Source organism: Kibdelosporangium phytohabitans (assembly GCF_001302585.1).
Lineage (GTDB): Bacteria > Actinomycetota > Actinomycetes > Mycobacteriales > Pseudonocardiaceae > Kibdelosporangium > Kibdelosporangium phytohabitans.
Genome location: NZ_CP012752.1, coordinates 3,817,895 through 3,838,670 on the forward strand (window position 1 = coordinate 3,817,895; position 20,776 = coordinate 3,838,670).

18 protein-coding genes are annotated in these 20,776 nt (G+C 69.4%); 7 read left to right on the forward strand and 11 right to left on the reverse strand.

Annotation, left to right across the window (positions count from 1 at the left end):
* Positions 1 to 28: 28 nt before the first annotated feature.
* On the forward strand, positions 29 to 1,717 hold the full coding sequence (locus AOZ06_RS17585) for an amidohydrolase (RefSeq protein ID WP_054290393.1): 1,689 nt from the start codon (positions 29 to 31) through the stop codon (positions 1,715 to 1,717).
* 37 nt (positions 1,718 to 1,754) lie between these two features.
* On the opposite strand, the gene fusA is transcribed toward AOZ06_RS17585, so the two are convergent.
* The 4 genes from fusA to AOZ06_RS17605 all read right to left on the reverse strand — a co-directional run bounded on the left by fusA (position 1,755) and on the right by AOZ06_RS17605 (position 6,204).
* Complete coding sequence (gene fusA / locus AOZ06_RS17590; protein WP_054290394.1) at positions 1,755 to 3,785, reverse strand: elongation factor G; 2,031 nt, start codon at positions 3,783 to 3,785, stop codon at positions 1,755 to 1,757.
* Positions 3,786 to 4,130: 345 nt separating this feature from the next.
* A complete protein-coding gene (locus AOZ06_RS17595) occupies positions 4,131 to 5,039 on the reverse strand; it encodes a hypothetical protein (RefSeq protein WP_054290395.1) in 909 nt (302 codons plus the stop codon).
* Complete coding sequence (locus tag AOZ06_RS17600; RefSeq protein WP_169798938.1) at positions 5,036 to 5,749, reverse strand: ATP-binding cassette domain-containing protein; 714 nt, start codon at positions 5,747 to 5,749, stop codon at positions 5,036 to 5,038. Before AOZ06_RS17600 ends, AOZ06_RS17595 begins: the two co-directional genes overlap by 4 nt.
* 71 nt (positions 5,750 to 5,820) lie before the next feature.
* Entirely contained in the window at positions 5,821 to 6,204 is a 384-nt protein-coding gene (locus AOZ06_RS17605) for a GntR family transcriptional regulator (RefSeq protein WP_054290396.1), read from the reverse strand.
* Between the two features lie 145 nt (positions 6,205 to 6,349).
* Here AOZ06_RS17605 and proS point away from each other — a divergent pair, with 145 nt between their 5' ends.
* The gene (proS, locus tag AOZ06_RS17610) at positions 6,350 to 7,792 is read left to right on the forward strand and encodes a proline--tRNA ligase (protein WP_054290397.1); all 1,443 of its coding nucleotides are present in this window, start codon (positions 6,350 to 6,352) and stop codon (positions 7,790 to 7,792) included.
* Positions 7,793 to 7,808: 16 nt separating this feature from the next.
* On the opposite strand, the gene AOZ06_RS17615 is transcribed toward proS, so the two are convergent.
* Positions 7,809 to 8,081, reverse strand: a complete 273-nt coding sequence (locus AOZ06_RS17615; protein ID WP_054290398.1) for a hypothetical protein — start codon at positions 8,079 to 8,081, stop codon at positions 7,809 to 7,811.
* Positions 8,082 to 8,372: 291 nt separating this feature from the next.
* Here AOZ06_RS17615 and AOZ06_RS17620 point away from each other — a divergent pair, with 291 nt between their 5' ends.
* A complete protein-coding gene (locus AOZ06_RS17620; protein WP_054296709.1) occupies positions 8,373 to 9,995 on the forward strand; it encodes a CocE/NonD family hydrolase in 1,623 nt (540 codons plus the stop codon).
* A 75-nt stretch (positions 9,996 to 10,070) separates the two neighbouring features.
* Here the strand turns inward: AOZ06_RS17620 and AOZ06_RS17625 are convergent, their stop codons facing one another.
* The 3 genes from AOZ06_RS17625 to AOZ06_RS17635 form a co-directional block, all read right to left on the reverse strand.
* The gene (locus tag AOZ06_RS17625) at positions 10,071 to 11,186 is read right to left on the reverse strand and encodes a S1 family peptidase (RefSeq protein ID WP_054290399.1); all 1,116 of its coding nucleotides are present in this window, start codon (positions 11,184 to 11,186) and stop codon (positions 10,071 to 10,073) included.
* 177 nt (positions 11,187 to 11,363) lie between these two features.
* Positions 11,364 to 12,632, reverse strand: coding sequence for a putative PEP-binding protein (locus AOZ06_RS17630; protein ID WP_063810058.1), 1,269 nt, complete (start codon positions 12,630 to 12,632; stop codon positions 11,364 to 11,366).
* An 81-nt stretch (positions 12,633 to 12,713) separates the two neighbouring features.
* Entirely contained in the window at positions 12,714 to 14,519 is a 1,806-nt protein-coding gene (locus AOZ06_RS17635; protein WP_054290401.1) for an FAD/NAD(P)-binding protein, read from the reverse strand.
* A gap of 247 nt (positions 14,520 to 14,766) precedes the next feature.
* On the opposite strand from AOZ06_RS17635, the gene AOZ06_RS17640 reads away from it, so the two are divergent.
* Together AOZ06_RS17640 and AOZ06_RS17645 are read left to right on the forward strand one after the other, a co-directional pair.
* A complete protein-coding gene (locus tag AOZ06_RS17640; RefSeq protein WP_054290402.1) occupies positions 14,767 to 15,750 on the forward strand; it encodes a hypothetical protein in 984 nt (327 codons plus the stop codon).
* Between the two features lie 80 nt (positions 15,751 to 15,830).
* The gene (locus AOZ06_RS17645) at positions 15,831 to 16,385 is read left to right on the forward strand and encodes a hemerythrin domain-containing protein (RefSeq protein WP_054290403.1); all 555 of its coding nucleotides are present in this window, start codon (positions 15,831 to 15,833) and stop codon (positions 16,383 to 16,385) included.
* Here the strand turns inward: AOZ06_RS17645 and AOZ06_RS62120 are convergent.
* A complete protein-coding gene (locus tag AOZ06_RS62120) occupies positions 16,375 to 16,620 on the reverse strand; it encodes a hypothetical protein (RefSeq protein ID WP_054290404.1) in 246 nt (81 codons plus the stop codon). The genes AOZ06_RS17645 and AOZ06_RS62120 overlap by 11 nt on opposite strands.
* Between AOZ06_RS62120 and AOZ06_RS62125 the strand changes: the two genes are divergently transcribed.
* Complete coding sequence (locus tag AOZ06_RS62125; protein ID WP_083471760.1) at positions 16,561 to 17,328, forward strand: response regulator transcription factor; 768 nt, start codon at positions 16,561 to 16,563, stop codon at positions 17,326 to 17,328. The two genes, AOZ06_RS62120 and AOZ06_RS62125, sit on opposite strands and share 60 nt — an antisense overlap.
* Positions 17,329 to 17,622: 294 nt before the next feature.
* Here the strand turns inward: AOZ06_RS62125 and AOZ06_RS17665 are convergent, their stop codons facing one another.
* Positions 17,623 to 19,032, reverse strand: coding sequence for an MFS transporter (locus AOZ06_RS17665; protein ID WP_054290407.1), 1,410 nt, complete (start codon positions 19,030 to 19,032; stop codon positions 17,623 to 17,625).
* A 25-nt stretch (positions 19,033 to 19,057) separates the two neighbouring features.
* On the opposite strand from AOZ06_RS17665, the gene AOZ06_RS17670 reads away from it, so the two are divergent.
* Positions 19,058 to 19,576, forward strand: a complete 519-nt coding sequence (locus AOZ06_RS17670) for a CGNR zinc finger domain-containing protein (protein ID WP_157233089.1) — start codon at positions 19,058 to 19,060, stop codon at positions 19,574 to 19,576.
* Here the strand turns inward: AOZ06_RS17670 and AOZ06_RS17675 are convergent.
* Positions 19,569 to 20,717 (reverse strand): epoxide hydrolase family protein, encoded by a 1,149-nt coding sequence (locus tag AOZ06_RS17675; protein ID WP_054290409.1) that lies wholly within the window; start codon positions 20,715 to 20,717, stop codon positions 19,569 to 19,571. The genes AOZ06_RS17670 and AOZ06_RS17675 overlap by 8 nt on opposite strands.
* Between the last annotated feature and the right edge of the window lie 59 nt (positions 20,718 to 20,776).

Sequence of the window (20,776 nt, forward strand, 5' to 3'; positions counted from 1 at the left end):
CGTCACAGCCGGTGTCGAGGAGGACGCCATGTGTGAACGGCACGCGTCAAGCACAGGTCTGACCAGGGCACAGTTTCTCAAGCTGATGGGGTTGATGGCCGGTTCGCTGGCCGCGTGCAGTGAACCGGCGTCCCCGGCGGGCGAGCTTGAGCCTGTGCTGATCGACAACGTGCGTGGGTACACCGTCGTCGAGGGGCAGCTGCGCAGGTTCGGCAGTCTGCTGGTCGATGCGCGCGGCCGGGTTGCGGCCCTGGATCCCGGCAACGCGGACGGCGCCAAGCGGGTCGACGGGCGCGGCCGGGTGTGCCTGCCGGGGCTCAACGACGCACACGGGCACATCTGGCAGCTCGGCGCCAAGGCCACCGAACTGGACCTCGCCGGGACCCGTTCCCTCGACGAGGCCATGGCCGCCTTGAAGCGGTACGCGGCCGAGCACCCGGACCAGCCGTGGATCAAGGGACGCGGCTGGAACGAGGTGATCTGGGGTCTCGGGCGGCTGCCGACCGCTGCCGACCTCGACCGTGCGGTCAGTGACCGTCCCGTATGGCTGGTGCGGGTCGACGGCCACGCGGCGGTGACGAACACCGCCGGGCTCAGGTCCGCTGGTGTGGGGGCCGGCACGACCGCGCCCGCGGGCGGCGAGATCGTGCGCGGGCCGGACGGTCAGCCCACGGGTGCGTTCATCGACGCCGCGAAAGCCTTGGTGGCCGGCAAACTCCCACCGCTTGGCGAACGCGATCACCGCGAACGGCTGGCAGCGGCCCAGCAGCGGTTGAACAAGGTCGGGATCACCTCGGCCAGCGACGCTGGGACGAACGCCGCCGAGCTCCTGGTTCTCCGTGCACAGGCCGCCGCGCTGACCGTACGCGTCAACGCTTTCCTGTCCTGGGAGGCCTTCGCCGAAGTCGGCCCGAGTGTGCGCACCGACTCCGTGGCCGACGACCTGCTCCGGATCCGCACGGTCAAGCTGTACATCGACGGGGCGCTGGGCAGCCGTGGCGCCGCCTTGCTGGAGCCGTACAGCGATTCGGGCGGCAGCAGGGGACTGCTCCAGCTGGCCGCCGCGCAGCTGGAGAACCGGATGCGGCGGATAGTAGACGCCGGGTACCAGTGTGCCGTGCACGCCATCGGCGACGGCGGCAACAGGCTGGTCCTCGACACCTACGAGCGGATTCCCCGCGGCACCATGCGGCACCGCATCGAGCACGCACAGGTCCTCGCCACCTCGGACATCCCGCGGTTGCTGCGACTCGGCCTGATCGCGTCGATGCAGCCCGTGCACGCCACCGAGGACATGAACATGGCCGAAAGCCGTGTCGGTCCCGCCCGGATCGCCGGTGCGTACGCGTGGCGCACGCTGCTCGACCAGGGCTCGGTGATCGCCGCGGGCTCCGATTTCCCGGTGTCACCGGAAAACCCGTTCGACGGGATGCACGCGGCGGTCACGCGTACCGACCGCGACGGCAAACCAGTCGGCGGCTGGTACCCGGCGCAGGCGATGTCCCCGGTCGAGGCGTTGCGCGCGTTCACGTGGGGCGGTGCGTACGCCGCGCACCAGGAACGGGTGCTCGGCTCACTGGAACCGGCCAAGCACGCCGATTTCATCCTGGTCGACCAGGACCCGTTCGACCTCGGTCCCGGCCGGGCGCTGTGGCAGACGCAGGTGCTGCAGACCTGGCTCGGCGGCAAGCGGGTCGGCGAGTACGGCCAGCTGTGATCGGCCCCGCCCGGGACGGGCGGGGCCGACACATCCGCTACGCCTTGACGCGGGCGTAACCGGTCGGCCGGGCGGTGAACGTGCCACGGCCGTGGGTACGGCTGCGCAGCGCGTTCGAGTAGCCGAACAGTTCCGCCAACGGCACGGCCGCCGTGATCGTCGACGTGCCGGACCGCGTGGCCGAACCGGACACCCGGCCGCGGCGGGCCGACAGGTCACCGAGCACCCCGCCGACGGCCTCGTCGGGCACGGTCACGGCGACCTCGACCACCGGTTCCAGCAGTTCCAGCTCGCAGGACCGCAGCGCTTCGCGCAGAGCCAGCCTGCCCGCCACGCGGAACGCCATCTCCGACGAGTCGTTCGGGTGCGTGGCACCGTCGGTCAGCGTGACCTTCAGGCCGGTCACGGGATGACCGCCGAGCGGACCTTCGGCCAGTGCGTCCCGGCAGCCCATCTCCACCGCACGCACGTACTCGCGCGGCACCCGTCCGCCGACCACGACCGACTCGAACTCGAAGCCGCTGGCCGCGTCCAGCGGCTCGACGCCGAGTTCGACGTGCGCGAACTGGCCAGGACCGCCGGACTGCCTGACGTGCCGGTAAAGCAGGCCGGACACGCCACGCACGACAGCCTCCCGGTAGGACACCCGCGGCCGGCCGACTCCGATGTCGAGCCCGTGGCGGCGGCGGATCTTCTCCACCGCGACCTCGAGGTGCAGTTCGCCCATACCCGACAACACTGTCTGACCGGTCTGCGGGTCGTTGCGCACCACCAGCGACGGGTCCTCCTCCACCAGCCACGCCAATGCCGAGGACAACCGGTCGCTGTCAGCACTCCGGCGCGCCTCCACCGCGACGGTCACGACAGGATCGGCCACCGGCGGCGGTTCGAGGAGCAACGGATCCGAGGGCACGCACAGCGTGGTGCCCACGCGGGCCGTTTTGACCCCGATGACGGCGACGATGTCACCGGCCTCCGCCTGGTCCACCTCGGTGTGCCGGTCGGCCTGCACGCGCAGGATGCGGGAGATCCGTTCGGTGCGCAGCGCGCCCACGTCCTGCACCACCTCTCCTTTCCGGATCGTGCCGGAGTACACCCGCAGGAACGTCTGCCTGCCGGTCGTCGTCGAGACCACCTTGAACACCAGCGCGGCGAACGGCGCCGACGGATCGGCGGCCCGCTCTTGCTCCTGGTCGCCGTGCATGCCGCGCACCGCGGGAACTTCCAGCGGCGACGGCAGGTAGTCCACGACCGCGTCGAGCAACGGTTCGACACCGCGGTTGCGGTACGCCGAACCCGCCAGCACGACCAGCGCTTCGCCGGTGCGAGTCAGCTCGCGCAGCACCGACACCATCGTCGGCGCCGACACCGTCGAGTCGGCACAGAACTCCTCCAGTGCCAACGGATGCAGCTCGGCCACGGCCTCCTCGATCAGCCGGCGACGGCGCTTGGCCTCGTCCAGCAGGACGCCCGGAACCGGGCCCTCCTTGACCGTTTCGCCGTCCGGCCACGTCAACGAGCGCATTCGGAGCAGATCGACCACCCCGGTGAACTCGCCTTCCGCACCGATCGGCAACTGCACCACGAGCGGAACCGGGTGCAGGCGCGCCCGGATCGACTCGACGGCGGTGTCGAGGTCGGCACCGGCGCGGTCCAGCTTGTTGACGAAGGCGATCCTCGGGACGCCGTGCCGATCCGCCTGCCGCCACACGGATTCGCTCTGCGGCTCGACGCCAGCGACGGCGTCGAAGACCACGATCGCGCCGTCGAGCACGCGCAGCGAACGCTCCACCTCGTCGGCGAAGTCGACGTGGCCGGGCGTGTCGATCAGGTTGATCCGGTGGTCGTTCCACGAGCAACTGGCCGCGGCGGCGAAGATGGTGATGCCGCGGTCGCGTTCCTGGGAGTCGAAGTCCGTGACGGTGGTGCCGTCGTGCACCTCACCGCGTTTGTGGGTGGTACCGGTGGCATAGAGGATCCGTTCGGTGACGGTGGTCTTGCCCGCGTCGACGTGGGCGAGGATGCCCAGGTTGCGGATCTGGTCGAGGGAGAGCTGGACGGTACGCACGGCACACGGCCCTTTCGGGGTTTCGCACGGAGAACATGGCAGCGCGATTCGCCGGGCGAAGCGGGTGATCACCTTCCGGGCATGCCGAAACCGCCGGCGCCGCGGCGAAGCGCGGACAGCCGGACAGGTGTCGGTATGGGGCGCGGTTGACCAGGTCTTCGTCAGGCGTTCCGGGGACGGCCGCGCAGCCGGCACCGGAGGGACGAAGACATCAGGATCACCTCGTAACGCGACCGAGGAGCGGCAGCGACCGTGCGAGCGCGCATGGCCTGTCTCCTCTCAACTCGTCGCGTTGTCCGTCGGCAGTGTAGTCACACCCGAGTGGACAGTGGAAGTCGGTTTCCGTCACACGGCAGTCTTCGCTGGTCGCGAGCGGTGTGCCGACACCTTTGCCGCCCAGCGGAACGCGACGGCGAGCAGGACCGCGGCGAGCACGGCGTAGATGCCTGCCTCGATCAGGCGCAGCCAGGGCAGTTGCTCGGCGGGCAGGTATTCGGTGTAGTAACCGCCCACCCCTTTGCTCTTCAGGCACGCCGCCTGGTCGGCGATCTGCCCGCACCCGGTGATGTCCGCCGCGTTGATCTCCATCGGTTGACCTGTGGCGTCGGCGTATCCGTCGGCGAGCATCCACGATCCGTCCGGCGCAGGCCGGGTGTACGCGACAGTGAAGGGGCGGAAGGTGCGCGCAGGCGGGAGGAGGTGTTCGCGCAAGCCGAGCGACATGACTCCACGTACCGCGAGGAAAGCCACCGCCGTCGCGCCCATGGCGGGCAGCGTTCGCCGCAGCAACGCGCCGGACACGAGGCCGAGGCTGAATCCGAACAGTGTGTAGGTCGCCTGCAGGAACGGGTGGGTCTCGAAGGCCACCGTGCTGTAGTAGACGTTCCCGTACATGCCGAACACGCGGTTGGCGACGGCCGCCACCGCCACCGTCAGCGCCACAGCCACCGTGGCGAGCAGGACGACCTTGGTCGTCAGCCATTGCCGCGCAGTCGCATCCTGGCCCCATGCAACGAGATGGGTGCGGTTCTCGTACTCGCGGCTGATCAGCGGTGCCGCCCAGAACACCGCCACGGCGAATCCCAGAGTGCTCGGGACATGCGGTACCAGCAAGTCCAATGGGAATCGCACGTACCACTGGTCGCCGTAGAAGACGCCCCGGTGGTGCGCGACCATGAGCGCGACGAGGGCGATCGCGAGCGCGGCGGTGGACACGATCGCGACTCGCTGCTGCCGCCAGGCGATCCAGATCATGCCGCGCCTCCGTCCCGTGCGTTTTCCAGCTGTGACAACACGATGTCCTCGAGCGTCGCGGGTTGGCTGAGCCAGCCAGCGGGTGGAGGGCGGTTGTCGCCGACCACCACTTTGGAGTCCGGTCCCACGTGCAGCGCGTGCGCGGCCAGCAGGTCGTCGGTGTTCCCGCTGAGCAGCAGCCTCCCGTCGGCCAGCACGAGCAGGTTCTCCGCGACACCACCGATCTCGGTGATCACGTGGGTGGACAGGATCAGCGTCATCCCGGTCTCGGCCGACTCGGCCAGCAGTTCGGCAGTCACCTCGCGCCGGACCAGCGGGTCCAGGTTGGACAGTGGTTCGTCCAGCAGGAGCAGGTCCGGCTGTGACGCGACGGCAATCGCCAGCGCCACGTGTGTCTGCTGCCCGCCGGAGAGCTTGCCACACGGGCGTTTCGGAGGCACTTCGAATGTTCGCAGCCACTGTTCAGCGCGGTCCTGGTCCCACGTGTGGTTCAGGTTCCTGGCCAGCCTGAGCATCTCGTCGGCGGTGAAGTTCTTGTACAGCGGCTTTTCCTGGGTGACGAAAGCGACCTTGCCCACGGTCGTCACCGTTCCGGCGTCGGGTGCCAGGTGTCCGGCGAGGATGGTGAGCAACGTGGTCTTCCCGGCGCCGTTCGCGCCGACGAGCACGGTGACCTGACCCGGTCGTAACGCGAACGTGCACTCCCGCAACGCCCATGTGCCGCCTTACCGCTTGGCGAGCCCGTCGACGCGATGGACGATGTCGTTCTCCGCGATGGTCTTCACCGCTTTTCCCCTTTGTCGTTGAGGACCGCGCGGATCAGCGCGTCGATGTCCTCGTTGTCCAGTCCCGACGAACGGGCTTCGCTGACCCATTCGCCAAGGCGCTTGCGAAGGTGTGACATGACTTCCGGCGGCGTCGACCCCAGTGCGGCCCGCACGTACGTGCCGGAACCCTGGCGTGCCTCGACCAGGCCGGACAGCTCGAGCTCGCGGTAGGCCTTCAGCACGGTGTTGGCGTTCACCCCGCACGACTTGACCACGTCGCGCAGGGTCGGCAGGCGGTCGCCCGGCTTGAGCCAGCCGAGCCGCAGCCCCTCCCGTACCTGTCGGACGAGCTGCAGGTACGGCGGTACGCCACCGCCACGATCGATCCGGAATTCCACCGAATCCCCCTCGACGTCCGCTCGCGAAGTGTTCTAGTTGTCTAGGACAATAGAGCAATCGGGCCGGCGGTGTACAGCGGGGGAGTCCGCGTCGCCGCGCCGGTAATTCGGTGGCCGTTTCCAGGCTCGTCGGTAGCCTTCGCCCATGGCACGAGACGACCGTGGTGTGACCCCGCAAAGTGAGGACTTCTCCAGCTGGTTCAACGAGCTGGTGGTGAGAGCCGAGCTGGTCGACCGCGGTCCAGCGCGGGGAACCATGGTCATCCGGCCGTACGGCTACCGGATGTGGGAGCTGATCCAGTCCGACCTGGACGCTCGGATCAAGGAAACCGGGCACGAGAACGCCTACTTCCCGCTGCTGATCCCGGAGTCCTACCTGAGCAGGGAGGCCGAGCACGTCGACGGGTTCGCCCCGGAGCTCGCCGTGGTCACGCACGCGGGCGGCAAACCGCTCGAGGAACCGCTCGTGGTCCGGCCCACCTCGGAGACGATCGTCGGCGAGATGATGGCGAAGTGGATCTCCTCGCACCGCGACCTGCCGCTGCTGCTCAACCAGTGGGCGAACGTGGTCAGGTGGGAGATGCGGCCGCGCCTTTTCCTGCGCACCACCGAGTTCCTGTGGCAGGAGGGCCACACCGCGCACGCCGGCGAGGCCGAGGCGATGCGCGAGACCCTGACGATGCTCGACGCGTACGCCGGTCTCGCCGAGGAGATCGCGGCCATCCCGGTCGTGCGTGGCGAGAAGACCCCGGGAGAGCGGTTCGCGGGCGCGGTCCGCACGTACACCATCGAAGCGATGATGCGCGACGGGAAAGCGCTGCAGGCAGGGACCTCGCACTACCTCGGTGTGAACTTCGCGCGCGCGTTCGACATCCGGTACACCGACGCCGCCGACGAACAACAGCTGTGCCACACCACGTCATGGGGGATGACCACCCGCATGATCGGCGCGGTGATCATGACCCACGGCGACGACAAGGGGCTCGTCCTCCCGCCGAAGGTGGCGCCGCACCAGGTGGTCATCGTGCCGATCGGCCGCGGTGAGCAGGGGGAGCAGACCGTGCTCGCCGCGCGGGAGTTGGCCGCGGAGGTCAAGGCGGCGGGCGTGCGCGTGCGCGTCGACGACCGGCCCCAGCTCTCGCCCGGCTTCAAGTTCAACGACTGGGAGATGCGAGGCGTGCCGATCAGGCTGGAGATCGGTCCGCGCGACCTCGGCGCCGGCAGCGTGACCGTGGTCAAACGCCTTGGTGACGAAGGAAAGCAGACCATGCCGCTCGATGCGGTGGCCGCCGCGCTGCCGGGGATGCTCGACGAGTTCCAGCAGTTGCTGTTCGACCGCGCGGCCGAGTTCCGCGAGAGCCGGACAGCCACAGTGGACTCGTTCGACGACCTCCGCACCGCGGTCAGCGAGGGCTGGGCCCGTGCGTTGCACTGCGGCAGGCCCCGGTGCGAGGAGGAGATCAAGGCCGAGACGGCCGCGACCCCGCGTTGCGTGCCGTTCGACAGCCCCGAGGAGACCGGTGCCTGCGTCCGGTGCTCGCAGCCGTCGGCCTACGGCAAGCGCGTCATCTTCGGCCGGGCCTACTAGTCACGCCCTCACGCCGTCACGTCTCGCGGGTGCACTCCCACGTGACGTGGGCTTCGAACATCCGGATCACGGTCTCGGTCTCGACGCAGTCCTCGTACGCGAAACCGTCGGCGGCTGCCCGCTGCCCGGCCTGGGCTCTGGCGTAGTGGATCGCGAATCCCCAGTCGCTGTAACCGGAACCGTGGTACACCCCGGTGACGGTGTCCGCCATGGCCGGGGCGCCGACGAGCGGGAACAGCGTCGAGGCGAGTACACACGCGGACAACAGCCTGCGGGTCGTAGTCGACATGCCTCGACGGTAGGCAGAGACAGCCGGTTTATCGACGCCCAGCCGGCGGTGTGCGGCACGGCCAAACGTCGGCCCGCGCACTGTGCGTACCGCACACCGGTGCGCTGACGGCACCTCGCTCGGCGCCGACCCCGGCGAGAACGCGCCGAGCGAGGACTGGGTATCGCGCAGGTCCAGGCCGAGATCAGCTGTGCGACCTCCGCGCAGACCTTGCCGTCCTGGTCGCGCGCTGAGCGCGGCGGAGTGACAATCTCCGGGTAGGTGATCGTCCGGACGAAAGGTGGCTCACACGTGCTCGACCGGCTCCTCGACAGGTTCCTCGGACTTCCTCCGGCCGACGGTCCCGCTCCCTCGGTGACCAAGGCGATCACTGTCCCGATGTCCGACGGCGTCCGGTTGCTGGCCGATCGCTACGCCATCCCCGGTGACGAGCCGCGCCCGGTGGTGCTGATCCGCACGCCGTACGGCCGCAATGGCTTGATGGGCAAGGTCTTCGGGGCGGCGTTCGCGCGGCAGGGGCTGCAGACGGTCCTGCAGAGCACGCGCGGCACCTTCGGCTCCGGTGGTGAGTTCCGGCCGTTCCACCACGAGAAGCAGGACGGCCTCGACACCGTCGCCTGGCTGCGTGCGCAGCCGTGGTGCGACGGCCGGGTCGCGATGGCGGGTGCGAGTTACCTCGGGCACACGCAGTGGTCGGTCGCGCCGTACCTCGACGAGCCGCTGGAAGCGGTCTGCCTCGCGGTCACCGCGTCGGAGTTCGTCTCGGCGTTCTACCCGGGCGGCATCCTCGCGGTCGACGACATGGTCTCGTGGTCGGCGCTGATCGGACGGCAGGAAGGCCGGTTCGCGGGCCTGCCGAATCCGTGGCAGACGAAGAAGACGCGCGCGGCCATGGCGCACCTCCCGGTTTCCGGCGCGGACGTCGCGGCCATCGGCAGGCAGGTGCGGTTCCTCCAGGACGTCTCCGCGCACGCCGAGCCGGGTGACGACTTCTGGGCGCCGTCGGATCACAGCGCGCGGGTGGCCGGGCTGACCACGCCGGTGTCGATGGTGACCGGCTGGTACGACCTGTTCATCGCCGCCCAGCTGCGTGACTTCAAGGAGCTGGCCGCCGCCGGGCGCGAGCCGCGGATCACCATCGGGCCGTGGGCGCACGGTGAGCCGGCCAGCCTCCGGACCCTGGTGAGCGACCAGATCGGTTTCCTGTCGGCCCACCTGTCCGGCGACGCCGCTCAGCTGCGCCAGGCCCCGGTGCGCCTCTACCTCCAGGGCGCCGGGCGCTGGCTGGACTTCGGCAGCTGGCCGCCGAGGTCCGAACCCACGCCGTACTTCCTGCGCCCCGGTGGGCTGTCGGCTGCCGGGCCGGTGGAATCGAAGCCGGGTACGTTCACGTTCGACCCGGCCGATCCGACGCCGACCGTCGGCGGCCCGCTGCTGTCCGGGGTGCGGAAACAGCGCGACAACAAGCTCGTCGAGCAACGCTGGGACGTCCTGCTGTTCACCGGTGACGCGCTGGAGAACGACCTCGACGTGATCGGCGAGGTCTCCGCGCTGGTGCACGTCCGGACCGGCCACGGCCACGGCGACGTCTTCGTCCGGCTGTGCGATGTGGACCGTCGCGGGGTGTCCCGCAACGTCACCGACGGCATCCTCCGGCTGCGGCCGGGAATCCCGGAGTCCGATGAGGACGGTGTGGTCGCGGCCGGGGTCCGGCTGGACCCCACCGCGTACCGGTTCCGGCGCGGTCACCGGTTGCGGGTGCAGGTCGCGGGCGGAGCGTTTCCCCGCTTCGCCCGCAACCACGGCACCGGCGAACCGGCCTTCACCGCGGTGGACGGGAAACCCACGCGGTTCGAGATCTTCCACGGCCCCGCGCGGCCGTCCAGGATCACCCTGCCGGTGTTCGGCGGCTGATCGTGCCGAGGCAGGCCGGCGGCAGCCTTGCCGCCGGCCTGCTCACGTCAGTTCACCTGCCGCGAACCACCCTGATCAGCTGTTGAGCGTCACACCGTAGGCGGACAGTGCCTCGCCGACCGGCTGGTAGTACGAGGTTCCGCTGCCCTTGCCGGAGGTGATGCCCAGGCCGACGCTGCCGGCGAACAGGCAACCGCCCGAGTCGCCGGGGTTGGCCAGCGCGTTGGTCTGGATCAGCTGGTGCACCGAGCCTTCGGAGTAGTTCACGGTGACGTTGAGCCGCTGCACGCTGCCCGAGGTGAGCCGCGTGGTGCTGCCGCTCTTCTGGATCCGCTGGCCGACCGTCGCCGCGGCGTGCGAGCTGATCCGCTGGGTCGAGCCGTTCCACAAGGTGACCGCGCCGGGGGCGCTGCTGGAGGTGTTGCGGATCAGGCCGTAGTCGTTGGTCGGGAAGCTGGCGCCCTGCGACGGGCCGACGTTCCACTGCGACACCGCGCGGGTGCAGTGCCCGGCGTCCACGATGTAGTTCTGGCCGCCCTTGTTGGTGTTGAACCCGACCGAGCAGCGCGTTCCGCCGCCGGTGATGGCCTCGCCGTTGTAGATGGCCAGCCGCATCTCACCGGTGACCCGCTCGACCCGCACCTTGTCGCCGAGCTGGTCGGCGGTGCGCAGCAGCGCGGCGATGTCGCCGCCGGTCGCCGCGTCGGAGACGCTCAGCACGACCTGGTTGGTCTTCGGGTCCTGGCCGATCGAGGTGTGCTTGACCGCGGGCACCGACTGCAGCGTGTCCTGTGCGGACGTCAGCGCCTGGGTGGAGTGCTTGACCAGCTTGGCTTCGGCGCCGGACGCGCGGACCTGGTCGGCCGCGGCCGCGTCCAGCACGTTCACGACCGGCTTGCCCTTGGCGTCCAGGTAGCTGCCCGCGGTGCGGGCGCCCAGCGTGCCGTTGATCTCATCCAGCGTGCGGATGCTGGTTTCCTGCGCGCGCAGGATCTGGACTGCCTCGGCGGACGAGACCCCTTCCCGCGCGCTCAGGTCGGCGATCGCCGACTGGGCCACCTCGGTGGCGTACCCGTCGACGGTGGCCGCTGAGGAAACCGGGGCGGCGGCGAAACCGGCGGCAGCGACACCGGCTGCCAGGGTTATGGCGGAACGGGCGGCGAGACGCCGCCCCTTGACGATCTTGCGCATACCGGCAACTCACTTTCGCAGGGAGCGCGGGGTTACCGCGCCGACCAGTGGGTTGTGCCGAACACCTGGTACGTGAGCGGCACCGGACTTTTCCGGCATCTCCAGCGTGTTCCCCCACGCGGTGCTCCGGTAGCACCTTTCGTCGGTATGCCCACAAAGAGGTGTTATGGCCAACCGCTATCGCCTTTTGTGTCCATAATGGACATCATTGTGGTGTTGCCGGTGGTCGGCGGCGATTCGCGTGGCGAGTTGGCGCAATTCCGCCGTGCACATCATGATTCGGTGGGCGGGAAGGTGTCGCGCGTAGTGGTCCACGTCGGCGCCGAGCGCGAACACGTGCACGGGCACACCCGTGTCGCCGCTGGATCGCACGACTTGGCGCAACGCGGCCAGAACAGCCGCGTGCCTAGTCTGGTACGAGGACGCGACCAGGTGGTTTCCCCGGTCCGCCGCGAGGTAGAACTGGATCAGGTCCTTGGTGCCGACGAACAGCTCACTGGCCCCGGAGGCGCAGAACTCGGCCGCGGAGTACACGGCGGCGGGCGTCTCGACGAAGACACCGAGCGGGGTTTCCCCGGTCAGGCCGAGGTGACGGCGCAAACGCAGGAACTCGTCCAGGTCGTTGATGAACGGCACAGCGAAGCTCACCCGCTCCGCGTCCGTGCCGAGTCGTTCCCGCAGCCGGGCCCGCAGCGCGCGGAACGCGTGCGGGTAGTTGGTCTCCTCCAACAGCCAGCGCGCGCCGTGCAATCCCATTTCCGGATTGGGTTCGTCGTCCAGCTCGACCCCCGTGGTGATCTCGGCGGCGTCGTCCGAGCGCAGGTCGAGCAGGCGCATGACGAGCCGCTGGCCGGGAAGCAGTTCCTTCACCATCGAGCACAGTTCCGACGCGATCGCGTGGCCGTAGCGCTCGGCATCGGGGATCCCGGCCCTGAGCGCGTCGATCGGGCTCAGGTTCGCGGCGTAGCAGGCGAACTCCTCGCGGATGAAGTAGCAGTCCACCTGCTCGACCAGCGGCACGAGGGAGTTCGTCGACTGGATGTCCGACGACGCGGCGACCACGACGCAGATCGACTCGATGGTGTCCAGTTGCACCGTGGCCGCGGCTGCCCGTGCCGGCGGCTCCGGTTCGACCTCGCCGAGCACGACCGACTGGCTGTCGAGCCGGACGGTGACCTCGCCGACGAGAGCGTCCAGTGCGGACTCGTCGACGCGCAGCACCGGGATGCCGCGTGACCGGCACAGCGACTGCATGTGGCCGGTCCGCCCGCCTCTCGCGCAGACGACCGCGGCGGCGGTGACGATGGCGTCGTAGAGCTCGGGGCCGAGCGTGTCCACGACCAGGATGCCGCCGTCGACCGGGGTCCCGGTGCGATTGCAGACGCCGCGCACACTCGACGGATGCGAACCGACGAGCAAAACCCCTGGTATTTCCCGAAGAGCCATCGGTGTCATGATTCGAGGTTCGCAGCCCGTCCGCCCGCTACGCACCTTCTCCCTTGCGCGTGATCCATCCGCGTGCGCACGTCAGCCGACCGGCTCATCGAGCCCGAGCACGCAGCGCAGGTCCCGTGGCGTGACGGACAAGTCGTTGAGTTTGACGACCGCCGCCGTGTTCACCGCGTACCGCAGGGCCGCGTCCGTGCTGCCCACGGCCTCGTGCAGGACCAGCAGGCTCTTGTCCAGCCGCGCCGCCAGGACCTCCCGGGTGGTGAGCCGCCGGGCGGCCATTCGGTGCACGTCGAGCGCGACCGAGTACGCGAACGCCTCGCGGACCTCGCTGTCCGACGAGCCGGCCAGCGTGTCGGCCAGCTCATCGGCTTGCTCGTCGTAGCAGGACTCCAGGCGGTTGAGCACGGCCGCGGCCACGCCGACCGAGTGGTTCTTGATCGCGGCGAGGTTGAACGAGAACGCGCCCATCCGCCCGTAGCGCACGATCTCGTCGCCCTCACGCGGTGCGCCGACCACCGAGATCGGCCCCGATCGCGAGCCCGCCTGCCCGAGCAGGGTGCCGAGGGCGTCCACCTCGACACCGCGCCCGGTCCGGTGGTGCGGCACGGCGATGCCCCCGCGCAGCAGGTTCTGCCAGAGCTTGGACCGGACGCGCTCGTAGTCCGGTTCCCTGCCGAAGTTCGCGATCACGAGGTCCGCCTCGATCGTCCGGCCGGCGACGGACACCGCGAGCTTGCCCGGCCCGGCGGCGGTGATCCGGTCGACTTTGCCGGTGACGAGTGAGATCCGGCCGCCGTCGGCCATTGCCGCGTCGACGATCTCGGTGGTGTACGCGACCGCGCTGACCCGCAGCGTGGCCAGCAAGCTCGAATAACTGTCCAGCAGTGCGCGCAAATCCGGTGCGGGAACGCGGGCGAGCACTTCCGGCAGGTAGGGCTCCCACGATTTGGAAACCCGTTCGGTCACCACCGCTTTCGCCACGTCGGGGTGTTCGGTCTCGACGACGCCGCAGATCCGCTCCCACTCGTCTTTCAGCCGCCGTACGAGGTTGTCACGGCCTTCGTAGCCCTCGTTGTGCAGTTGGGGCGCGGGCAGGTCGAGAACGCGGTGCTGGTGGTCGGTGGGATAGGTGCGCAGGGTTATGCCGGACCGCGAGATCATGTGGATCGTGCCGGTGTGGCCGCGTCGCAGCAGGAGCGCGGCGGAGTCGTACGCGCTGAGCAACGTGCCGATGATCGCGACTTCGGCGTCCGGGCTGACCGCGAGGATCCGTTCCACCCCCGACTGGGAGTACGGGTGCCGGACGAACAACGGGTGGCCGGCCACCTCGGCCGCGAACGGCAGTTCCCGTTCCTGCAGGCCGGTCGCGATGACGACGTGGTCGGCCACGAGCGTCCCGGCGTCCGCCGAGTTCTCGATCACGACACGCACCCGCCCGTCGTCGACCGCGAGGTCGACGACCTCGCCGTCGACCTCGGCCAGCGTCACGCCGTCCGCGGCCTGCCGCGCGGCGTCGGCGAGGCGCTCGGTGAGGTAGTCGGCGTAGATCCGGCGAGGCGCGGGCCCGGACTCGGTGAACACGAAGTCCCGCCACTCGCGCGGCCAGCCGGTGCGGTCGGCCTCGTCGTTGGCCCACGCGACGAAGTCGTCGACGTCCTCGCGGAACATCGCCATCCGGCCGGCCTGGATGTTGAACACGTGGTGCCAGGGATTTCCCGCTCTGTGGTACGCCACGCCCGCGTTGCGGTGCTCGGGGCGTTGCTCTGCCAGCACCACCTGCAGCGGCTCTCGTGCGAACTGGAGGAGCCGGACAGCGGTGGCGACGCCACCCAAGCCCGCTCCGACGATGACCACCCTGCGAACTCGGTCGGGAAATCGCACCCGTGACACTCCTGTCCTGTCTCAAACGGCAGGTGGGGATGTTTTTCTCATCGGCTTGAGCCGATTCAATCGCGCCGGTCGGTGCTCGCGCTACGGCCGTCGCGGCATGACGACGTTTTACTTCTGTGCCGCTTTTGCCGCATTCGCGTCCGCGTTGTCGGCCATACCGCTGCGGCCGTGATGCGGGCATGCGACGATGCTCACGGCCGTAACACGGTCTTGGGAAAACCACTGCTGGGGGACCGAGATGCTCGTTGTGCTGTTCATCGTGATCCTGATCGCGGTGTTCGGGTTGCTGAACGTGTTCACGTTGGTGTTGCCGCGGCAATTCCTCAAGAAGCGCCAGGACGTGAAGAACGCCGAGCGACAGGCGTTCGCGATGAGCCAGGGCTGGTACTTCCAGCCGTACGCGCCGGAGGTGCTCACCCGCTACGGGTGCCCGCCGTTCACCGAGCGTGGTGACCGCCGGGTGGTCTTCGGCCTGGTCACCGGCCAGGTCGACGGGATGCAGGTCACGACGTTCGACTACCAGCGGCGGACCAAGAGCACGTCCTACAGCGCGGTCGTCTACAACGACACCAACGAGGTCGTCACGGTCTGGGCGGTCAAGCTGCCGACGGCGTTGCCGTACGTGGAAGTGAGCGCCCGCAGGCTGTTCATGGGCAACGTGACCGAGCTGCGCACGGCGGACCAGGAGTTCAACAAGCGCTTCGTGGTCTCCGACGGCGACGCGAACCTGGCCGCGCGGCTGCTCACCCCGCAGGTGATCGGCACGATCCAGCAGTTGCGGCTCGGCGGCTGGACGATCCACGGCGACGAGCTGATCTACCCGATGGTGAACACGATGACCAGGACCACCGCGCAGGAGATCGTGGACACCGCCCGGTGCGTGGTCGCGCTGGTCCGCGCGTTCCCGGCGGAAACGTGGGGCGGCGCCCAGATCCCCGCACCTCAGACCCCGGCACCGCAGATCCCCGCTCCGCAGGGCATGCAGCAGCCCATGTCCCAGCCAGTGCCCATGCAGCAGCCCGTGTCGCAGCCCTTTCCCCAGCCGGTCCAGCAGCCCATGCCGCAACAGGGCCAGTACCCGCAGCAAGGTGGCTGGGCTCCCCAGCCTCAGCCACAGCCGGGGTACCCGCCGCAGCAGGGATACCCGCAGCCCGGCTACCCCCAGCAGAACCCGTGGCCGCAGGGCCAGCCGCCCAACGGCGGCTACCCGCCGCGGTACTGACCCAGCTCACAGCGGCAGGGTGCGTGAGCGCGGCCCTGGTGGGTAGTCCTTCTACTCGATAACCGAGTAGGAGGAGACCCATGACCGACCGGCGAGACGAGAACGTCATCGCGCTGCTGGAGCGGCAGCACGTCGAGATCCGGACACTGTTCGGGGTCGTGGAGGGCACGACCGGGTCCGAGCGCCGGGACGCGTTCCACGACCTCGTCCGTTTGCTCGCCGTGCACGAGACAGCCGAGGAAGAAGTCGTGCATCCCGAGGTCCGCAACGCCGACGGCGGCGACGCTGTCGTGGACGCCAGGGTGGGGGAAGAGCACCGGGCGAAGGAGCTGCTGTCCACGTTGTACGACATGGGCCCGGAGGCGGAAGGATTCGACATCCTCTTCGCGGAGCTGAAGGCCGACGTCCTCGCGCACGCCAACCACGAGGAACGCGAGGAGTTCCCGTTGCTGCGCGCGTTGCACGACGAGGACAAACTGCGTTCGATGGCGGGTGCCGTCCGTGCCGCCGAGATGATCGCGCCGACCCGGCCGCACCCGGGCATCGAGAGCCCCGCCGCGAACCTCCTGCTCGGGCCGCCGCTGGCGATCATGGACCGGGCCAGGGACGCGATCCGCTCGGTGTTCAAGCGGTGAACCGCGTGACCAGGCCGGGTGTCACGGCTTGGGTGACGGTCAGCGCGGTGCCGAGGCCGACGTCACGCACGCGGTAACCGCGTTCGCCCGCGGCTGTGGTGGCGGTCAGCGTGACCAGGCCGTGGCGGCGCTGGAACGGTGCCGTGCAAGCGTCCTTCGCCTGGTGGCGAAGGGAATGAGCAATCCCGGCATCGCGGCGGAGCTGTTCATCGCCGAGGCGACGGTGAAGACGCACCTGCTGCGGATCTTCAAGAAACTCGGCGTCCCCAGCCGGACCGCGGCCGTGGTGACCGCCAAGGAACGCGGCCTGGCCTGTCGCGCTGACGGATCACGCCGGGTCGCCGAGTTGCAGCACCAGCGCGGGTTTGCCGTCGACCAGGGTCAGGCCGACTTCGACCTTGGGGAACCCCTGGAAGCTGAAGGCGCTGCCGCCGACACCCTGTCCCACGGTCGCCGTGGTGCCGCCGCCTCCGGGGTAGGAGACGTTGTAGGTGAGGCTGTCCGCGCTGATGGCTGTCACACGCATGGACGTGTAGTGCAGTTTCGCCGCGTCCAGCCGGACGGTCGTCGGCTTGGACAGCACCAGCACGCAGTCACCGTCGAAGCAGTCCTTCACGTTCGAACTCGCCGGCGCGAGCGGACGCGGGTTCGTGTACCGGGTTGTTGTCGTGGTTGCCGTCGTCGTGCTGGTTGTGGTCGGGGCGGACGACGTTGTTGCCGTCGTGGTGGTCGGGGGAGTGGATGCCGGTGGTTGTGCGGTCGGGGCTTCGCTGCCGCAACCGGACAGGGCCAGAGCGAGGGCGGCGAGAACGGTGAGATGGCGGCGCATGGTCTGGTTGTAGTCCGGCCCGCCGGGACCGGTCCCGTGTGGACAACGACCGCGACCCGGGAAACCGAGCCGCACTTGCAGGTAACCGCCGTTCCGCACGGTCTGGTCGTGTGAGCAGGCGAAGTCCACCCAGTCCGGTTCAGCCAGGGCAACAGGCCCTCGACGGACATCGTCCGTGCCAGGCCGGACCGGGGGAACCCCGCACCACCCGCGCCGAACAACCGAAAGTTTCCGGCAAGCGTGTCAGGCCCGTCGGTGGCAGCGTGTGGCGTTCGGTGGGACGGCATCCGGAGAACGGACGGCGAGCAGTGACGCGCAACTGCCCTTTTGGTCCTGCTCAGGCACGAACTCGCCGCGAGGGTGTCCGCACCCCGGCCGCCAGCGGCGCGGACCTGGTCCAATGGCGGATCATGTGACGTCCTGTCCGCTGGACACCTTACTCGCCGGCTTGTGCGGACGGCGCAGAAGCGCACCGGCCACCAGGCCGCTGAGCACCGCGAGCGAGGCGCAGAACACCATCGCGGCAACGATCCCGCTTGTCGTCTGCTGACCTTGGCCGCGGTAGATCGTGCCGCAGAGCGCGATGCCCAGTGCCAGGCCGAGTTGCCGTGAACTGTTGGCCGCCGCGCCCGCGGTGCCGCCGTAAGCCGGGGGCACCGCGGCGATCGCCACCGCCGGGAACACCGGTGACACCATCCCCGCGCCGATGCCCGTGATCACCAGCGCGGGCAGCAGGGCCACCCAGCTCGGGTCGGCGAGCACCACGGTGGCCGTCGCACAGCCGAGTCCGATCAGGACGGTCGCGCCGCCGAGCGCGATACTCGGCGCCAGCCCGTGCAGCCGCTTGCTGATCAACGCGGAAACCAGGAAGAACACCACGATCTGCACTGTCAGCACCAGCGACGTGTCCAGGGGGCTGAGGCCCGCGGTGCCCTGCAACCACAACGACAGCACGGGCAACGCGCCGAACGAGGCGAAGTAGTAGCCGAACGCCACGACCAGGACACCGATGAACGCGGGTGTGCCGAACAGTTTCAGCGGCACCATCGGCGTACGGCTTCGACGCTGAACCACAACGAACACGACCACGCACACCACCGCGACAACCAGGGCGATCACGGCGCCCGGCGCCGTCCAGCCGTGGTCGCCGCCGTCGATCACGGCGTAGGTCAACGCGGTCGCGGACAACGTGAAAGCGGCGATCCCGGGCACGTCGATGCGGTTGCCGGTACGCACGCTCTCCGTCAGCGTGGTCGCGCCCAAGATCAGGGCCACCGCCCAGATCGGCAGCGACGCGAAGAAAATCCAGCGCCAGCCCAGCAGTTCGGCGAGCACGCCACCGGCCACCGTGCCGACCGCGCCCGCCACTCCCGCGACGGTGCCCCAGATCGCGAACGCCTTCGCCCGCGCGTGGCCGTGATAGGTCAGGCCCACCAGCGGCAGGATCGTGGCGAACATCGCCGCACCCGCGATGCCCTGCCCGGCGCGGGCGGCGATCAGCACCGCGACCGAGTCCGCCAGCCCGCAGACCAGGGTGGCCAGGCCGAAGGCGACCAGGCCGGTCAGGTACACACGCTTGCGGCCCAGGTTGTCGCTCAACGAGCCCATGCCGAGCAACAGCCCGGCCAGCGCGACGGTGAAGACGTCCACGATCCACTGCAGGCCGGTGAAACCACCGCCGAGGTCGGCGCCGACGTTCGGCAGCGCCACCGTGACGATGGTGGTGTAGATCATCAAGAGGAACGTGCCGAGGCAGGCGGCGACCAGTGGACGCCACGAAACCGGTGCGGATGTGTGCTGTTCGGGTACGGCGGGCATGCCAGCACCATGCTGTAATGGCCTTGTGCGGGAGAACCATTACTACGCGGAGATCCTCCGCCTTGTGACCGACTTCACCAACGCGCCGCTGGCCGGCCTGGCCGACCTCCGGCAGCGCTGCGCCTCGACGTGCCTCAGCCTCGAGATCCCGTCCGGCCCCGCCGACCTGGCCGGTGTCCGCGCGCTCGCGCTGCGCTGGGCTGAGATCGTGGACGCCGACAGCGAGACCAGCCGGGTCCGGCTGCTCAACACGCTGCTCGCCGAAGCCGCGGCGTACCCGCGCATCACCGACCACGACGGCGCCGGCTGGCACCTGCACTACCGCGACGACGGCGTGAGCCTCGCCCCGGTGCTGCGCGCGGTCGTCGCCGTCGCAGCCGCACAACACCTCACCGAACTCGGCATGCACAGGCTCGGCCGGTGCGCGCTCGTCGAATGCCGCCTCGCCTTCGTCGACTTCAGCCGAGGCGGCTCGCAACGCTACTGCTCACGGGTGTGCGCCAACCGTGACGCCGTACGCCGTCACCGGCAGAAAGTCAGCTGACGGATCGGAAGAACTGGCGGATGTCGCCGACCAGCAGATCCGGCGCGTCCTGCGTGGCCCAGTGGCTGCCGCGCTCGAACTCGTTCCACGACACGATGTTGCTGTGGTCGCGCTCGGCGAACCGGCGCAACGGCGTGAAGTCGAACGCGAAGCTGGCCAGCCCGGTCGGCGCGGTCGTCGGCTCGGCCGGGTGCTCGGCGTGGTGGTCCTCGTAGTAGAAGCGGGCGGCCGACGCGGCTGTGTTGGTCAGCCAGTACAGCGTCACGTTGGTCAGGACGTGGTCGTCGCTGGTACCGCCCAGCAGTTGCGCGCTCCAGGCGAGCTGCCCGGTCGGTGAGTCGGCCAGCGCGTGCGCCAGGTTCTGCGGCGCGGTCTGCTGCAGCTTGGCGTACGCGGACATGTTGTCGTTGAAGTGTTGCAGGAACCGCACGTACTCCAGTTCCTGCGCCGACATGCCGTCGAACTCGGCGGGATCGCCCGACGGGAACGAGAACAACTGGGTGACGTGCACGCCGATGACGTGGTCCGGTGCGATCCGGCCGACCTCGGGGGCCACGAACGAACCCGCGTCGTTGCCGTGCGTGCCGTAGCGTTCGTAGCCCAGCCGCCGCATCAGTTCGGCCCACGCGCGGGCGGTGCGGTAGCGGTTCCAGCCCTTCTCGTGGGTCGGACCGGAGAAGCCGAAGCCGGGCAGTGACGGGATGACCAGGTGGAACGCGTCCGCCGGGTCGCCGCCGTGCGAGCGGGGGTCGGTGAGCGGGCCGATCAGGTCCAGGTACTCGAACACCGAGTTCGGCCAGCCGTGGGTCAGCAGCAGCGGCGTGGCGTCCGGTTCGGCCGAGCGGACGTGCAGGAAGTGGATGTTCTGCCCGTCGATCTCGGTGGTGAACTGCGGGTGTTCGTTGAGCTTCGCCTCCCAGTGCCGCCAGTCGTAGCCGTCACGCCAGTAGGAAACCAGCCGCCGCACGTACTCCAGCGGCACGCCGTACTCCCAGCCGGGCGGGACCGGGCCGCGCTGCACGCCGTCGGTCACCTGGTCGGCGGGCAGTTCGTTGGCCCAGCGGACTCGTGCCAGCCGATCGGCCAGCTCGGTCAGGTCGGCCTGCGGGACGTTCGCGGTAAAGGGCTTGATCTCGTTCATGCCGGTAACGCTAGAAGGCCATTAGGAATGATTCGTTCCTATTGAACTGGCAGACTTGC

Bases quoted from the DNA above. Each gene is read 5' to 3' on its own strand.
- AOZ06_RS17640 (WP_054290402.1), top strand. From the start codon at position 14,767: ATGCTCGTTGTGCTGTTCATCGTGATCCTGATCGCGGTGTTCGGGTTG.
- AOZ06_RS17625 (WP_054290399.1), bottom strand. From the start codon at position 11,186: ATGCGCAAGATCGTCAAGGGGCGGCGTCTCGCCGCCCGTTCCGCCATA.
- AOZ06_RS17595 (WP_054290395.1), bottom strand. From the start codon at position 5,039: ATGATCTGGATCGCCTGGCGGCAGCAGCGAGTCGCGATCGTGTCCACC.
- AOZ06_RS17585 (WP_054290393.1), top strand. From the start codon at position 29: ATGTGTGAACGGCACGCGTCAAGCACAGGTCTGACCAGGGCACAGTTT.
- AOZ06_RS17615 (WP_054290398.1), bottom strand. From the start codon at position 8,081: ATGTCGACTACGACCCGCAGGCTGTTGTCCGCGTGTGTACTCGCCTCG.
- proS (WP_054290397.1), top strand. From the start codon at position 6,350: ATGGCACGAGACGACCGTGGTGTGACCCCGCAAAGTGAGGACTTCTCC.
- AOZ06_RS17675 (WP_054290409.1), bottom strand. From the start codon at position 20,717: ATGAACGAGATCAAGCCCTTTACCGCGAACGTCCCGCAGGCCGACCTG.
- AOZ06_RS17665 (WP_054290407.1), bottom strand. From the start codon at position 19,032: ATGCCCGCCGTACCCGAACAGCACACATCCGCACCGGTTTCGTGGCGT.
- AOZ06_RS17645 (WP_054290403.1), top strand. From the start codon at position 15,831: ATGACCGACCGGCGAGACGAGAACGTCATCGCGCTGCTGGAGCGGCAG.
- AOZ06_RS62125 (WP_083471760.1), top strand. From the start codon at position 16,561: ATGAGCAATCCCGGCATCGCGGCGGAGCTGTTCATCGCCGAGGCGACG.
- AOZ06_RS17630 (WP_063810058.1), bottom strand. From the start codon at position 12,632: ATGGCTCTTCGGGAAATACCAGGGGTTTTGCTCGTCGGTTCGCATCCG.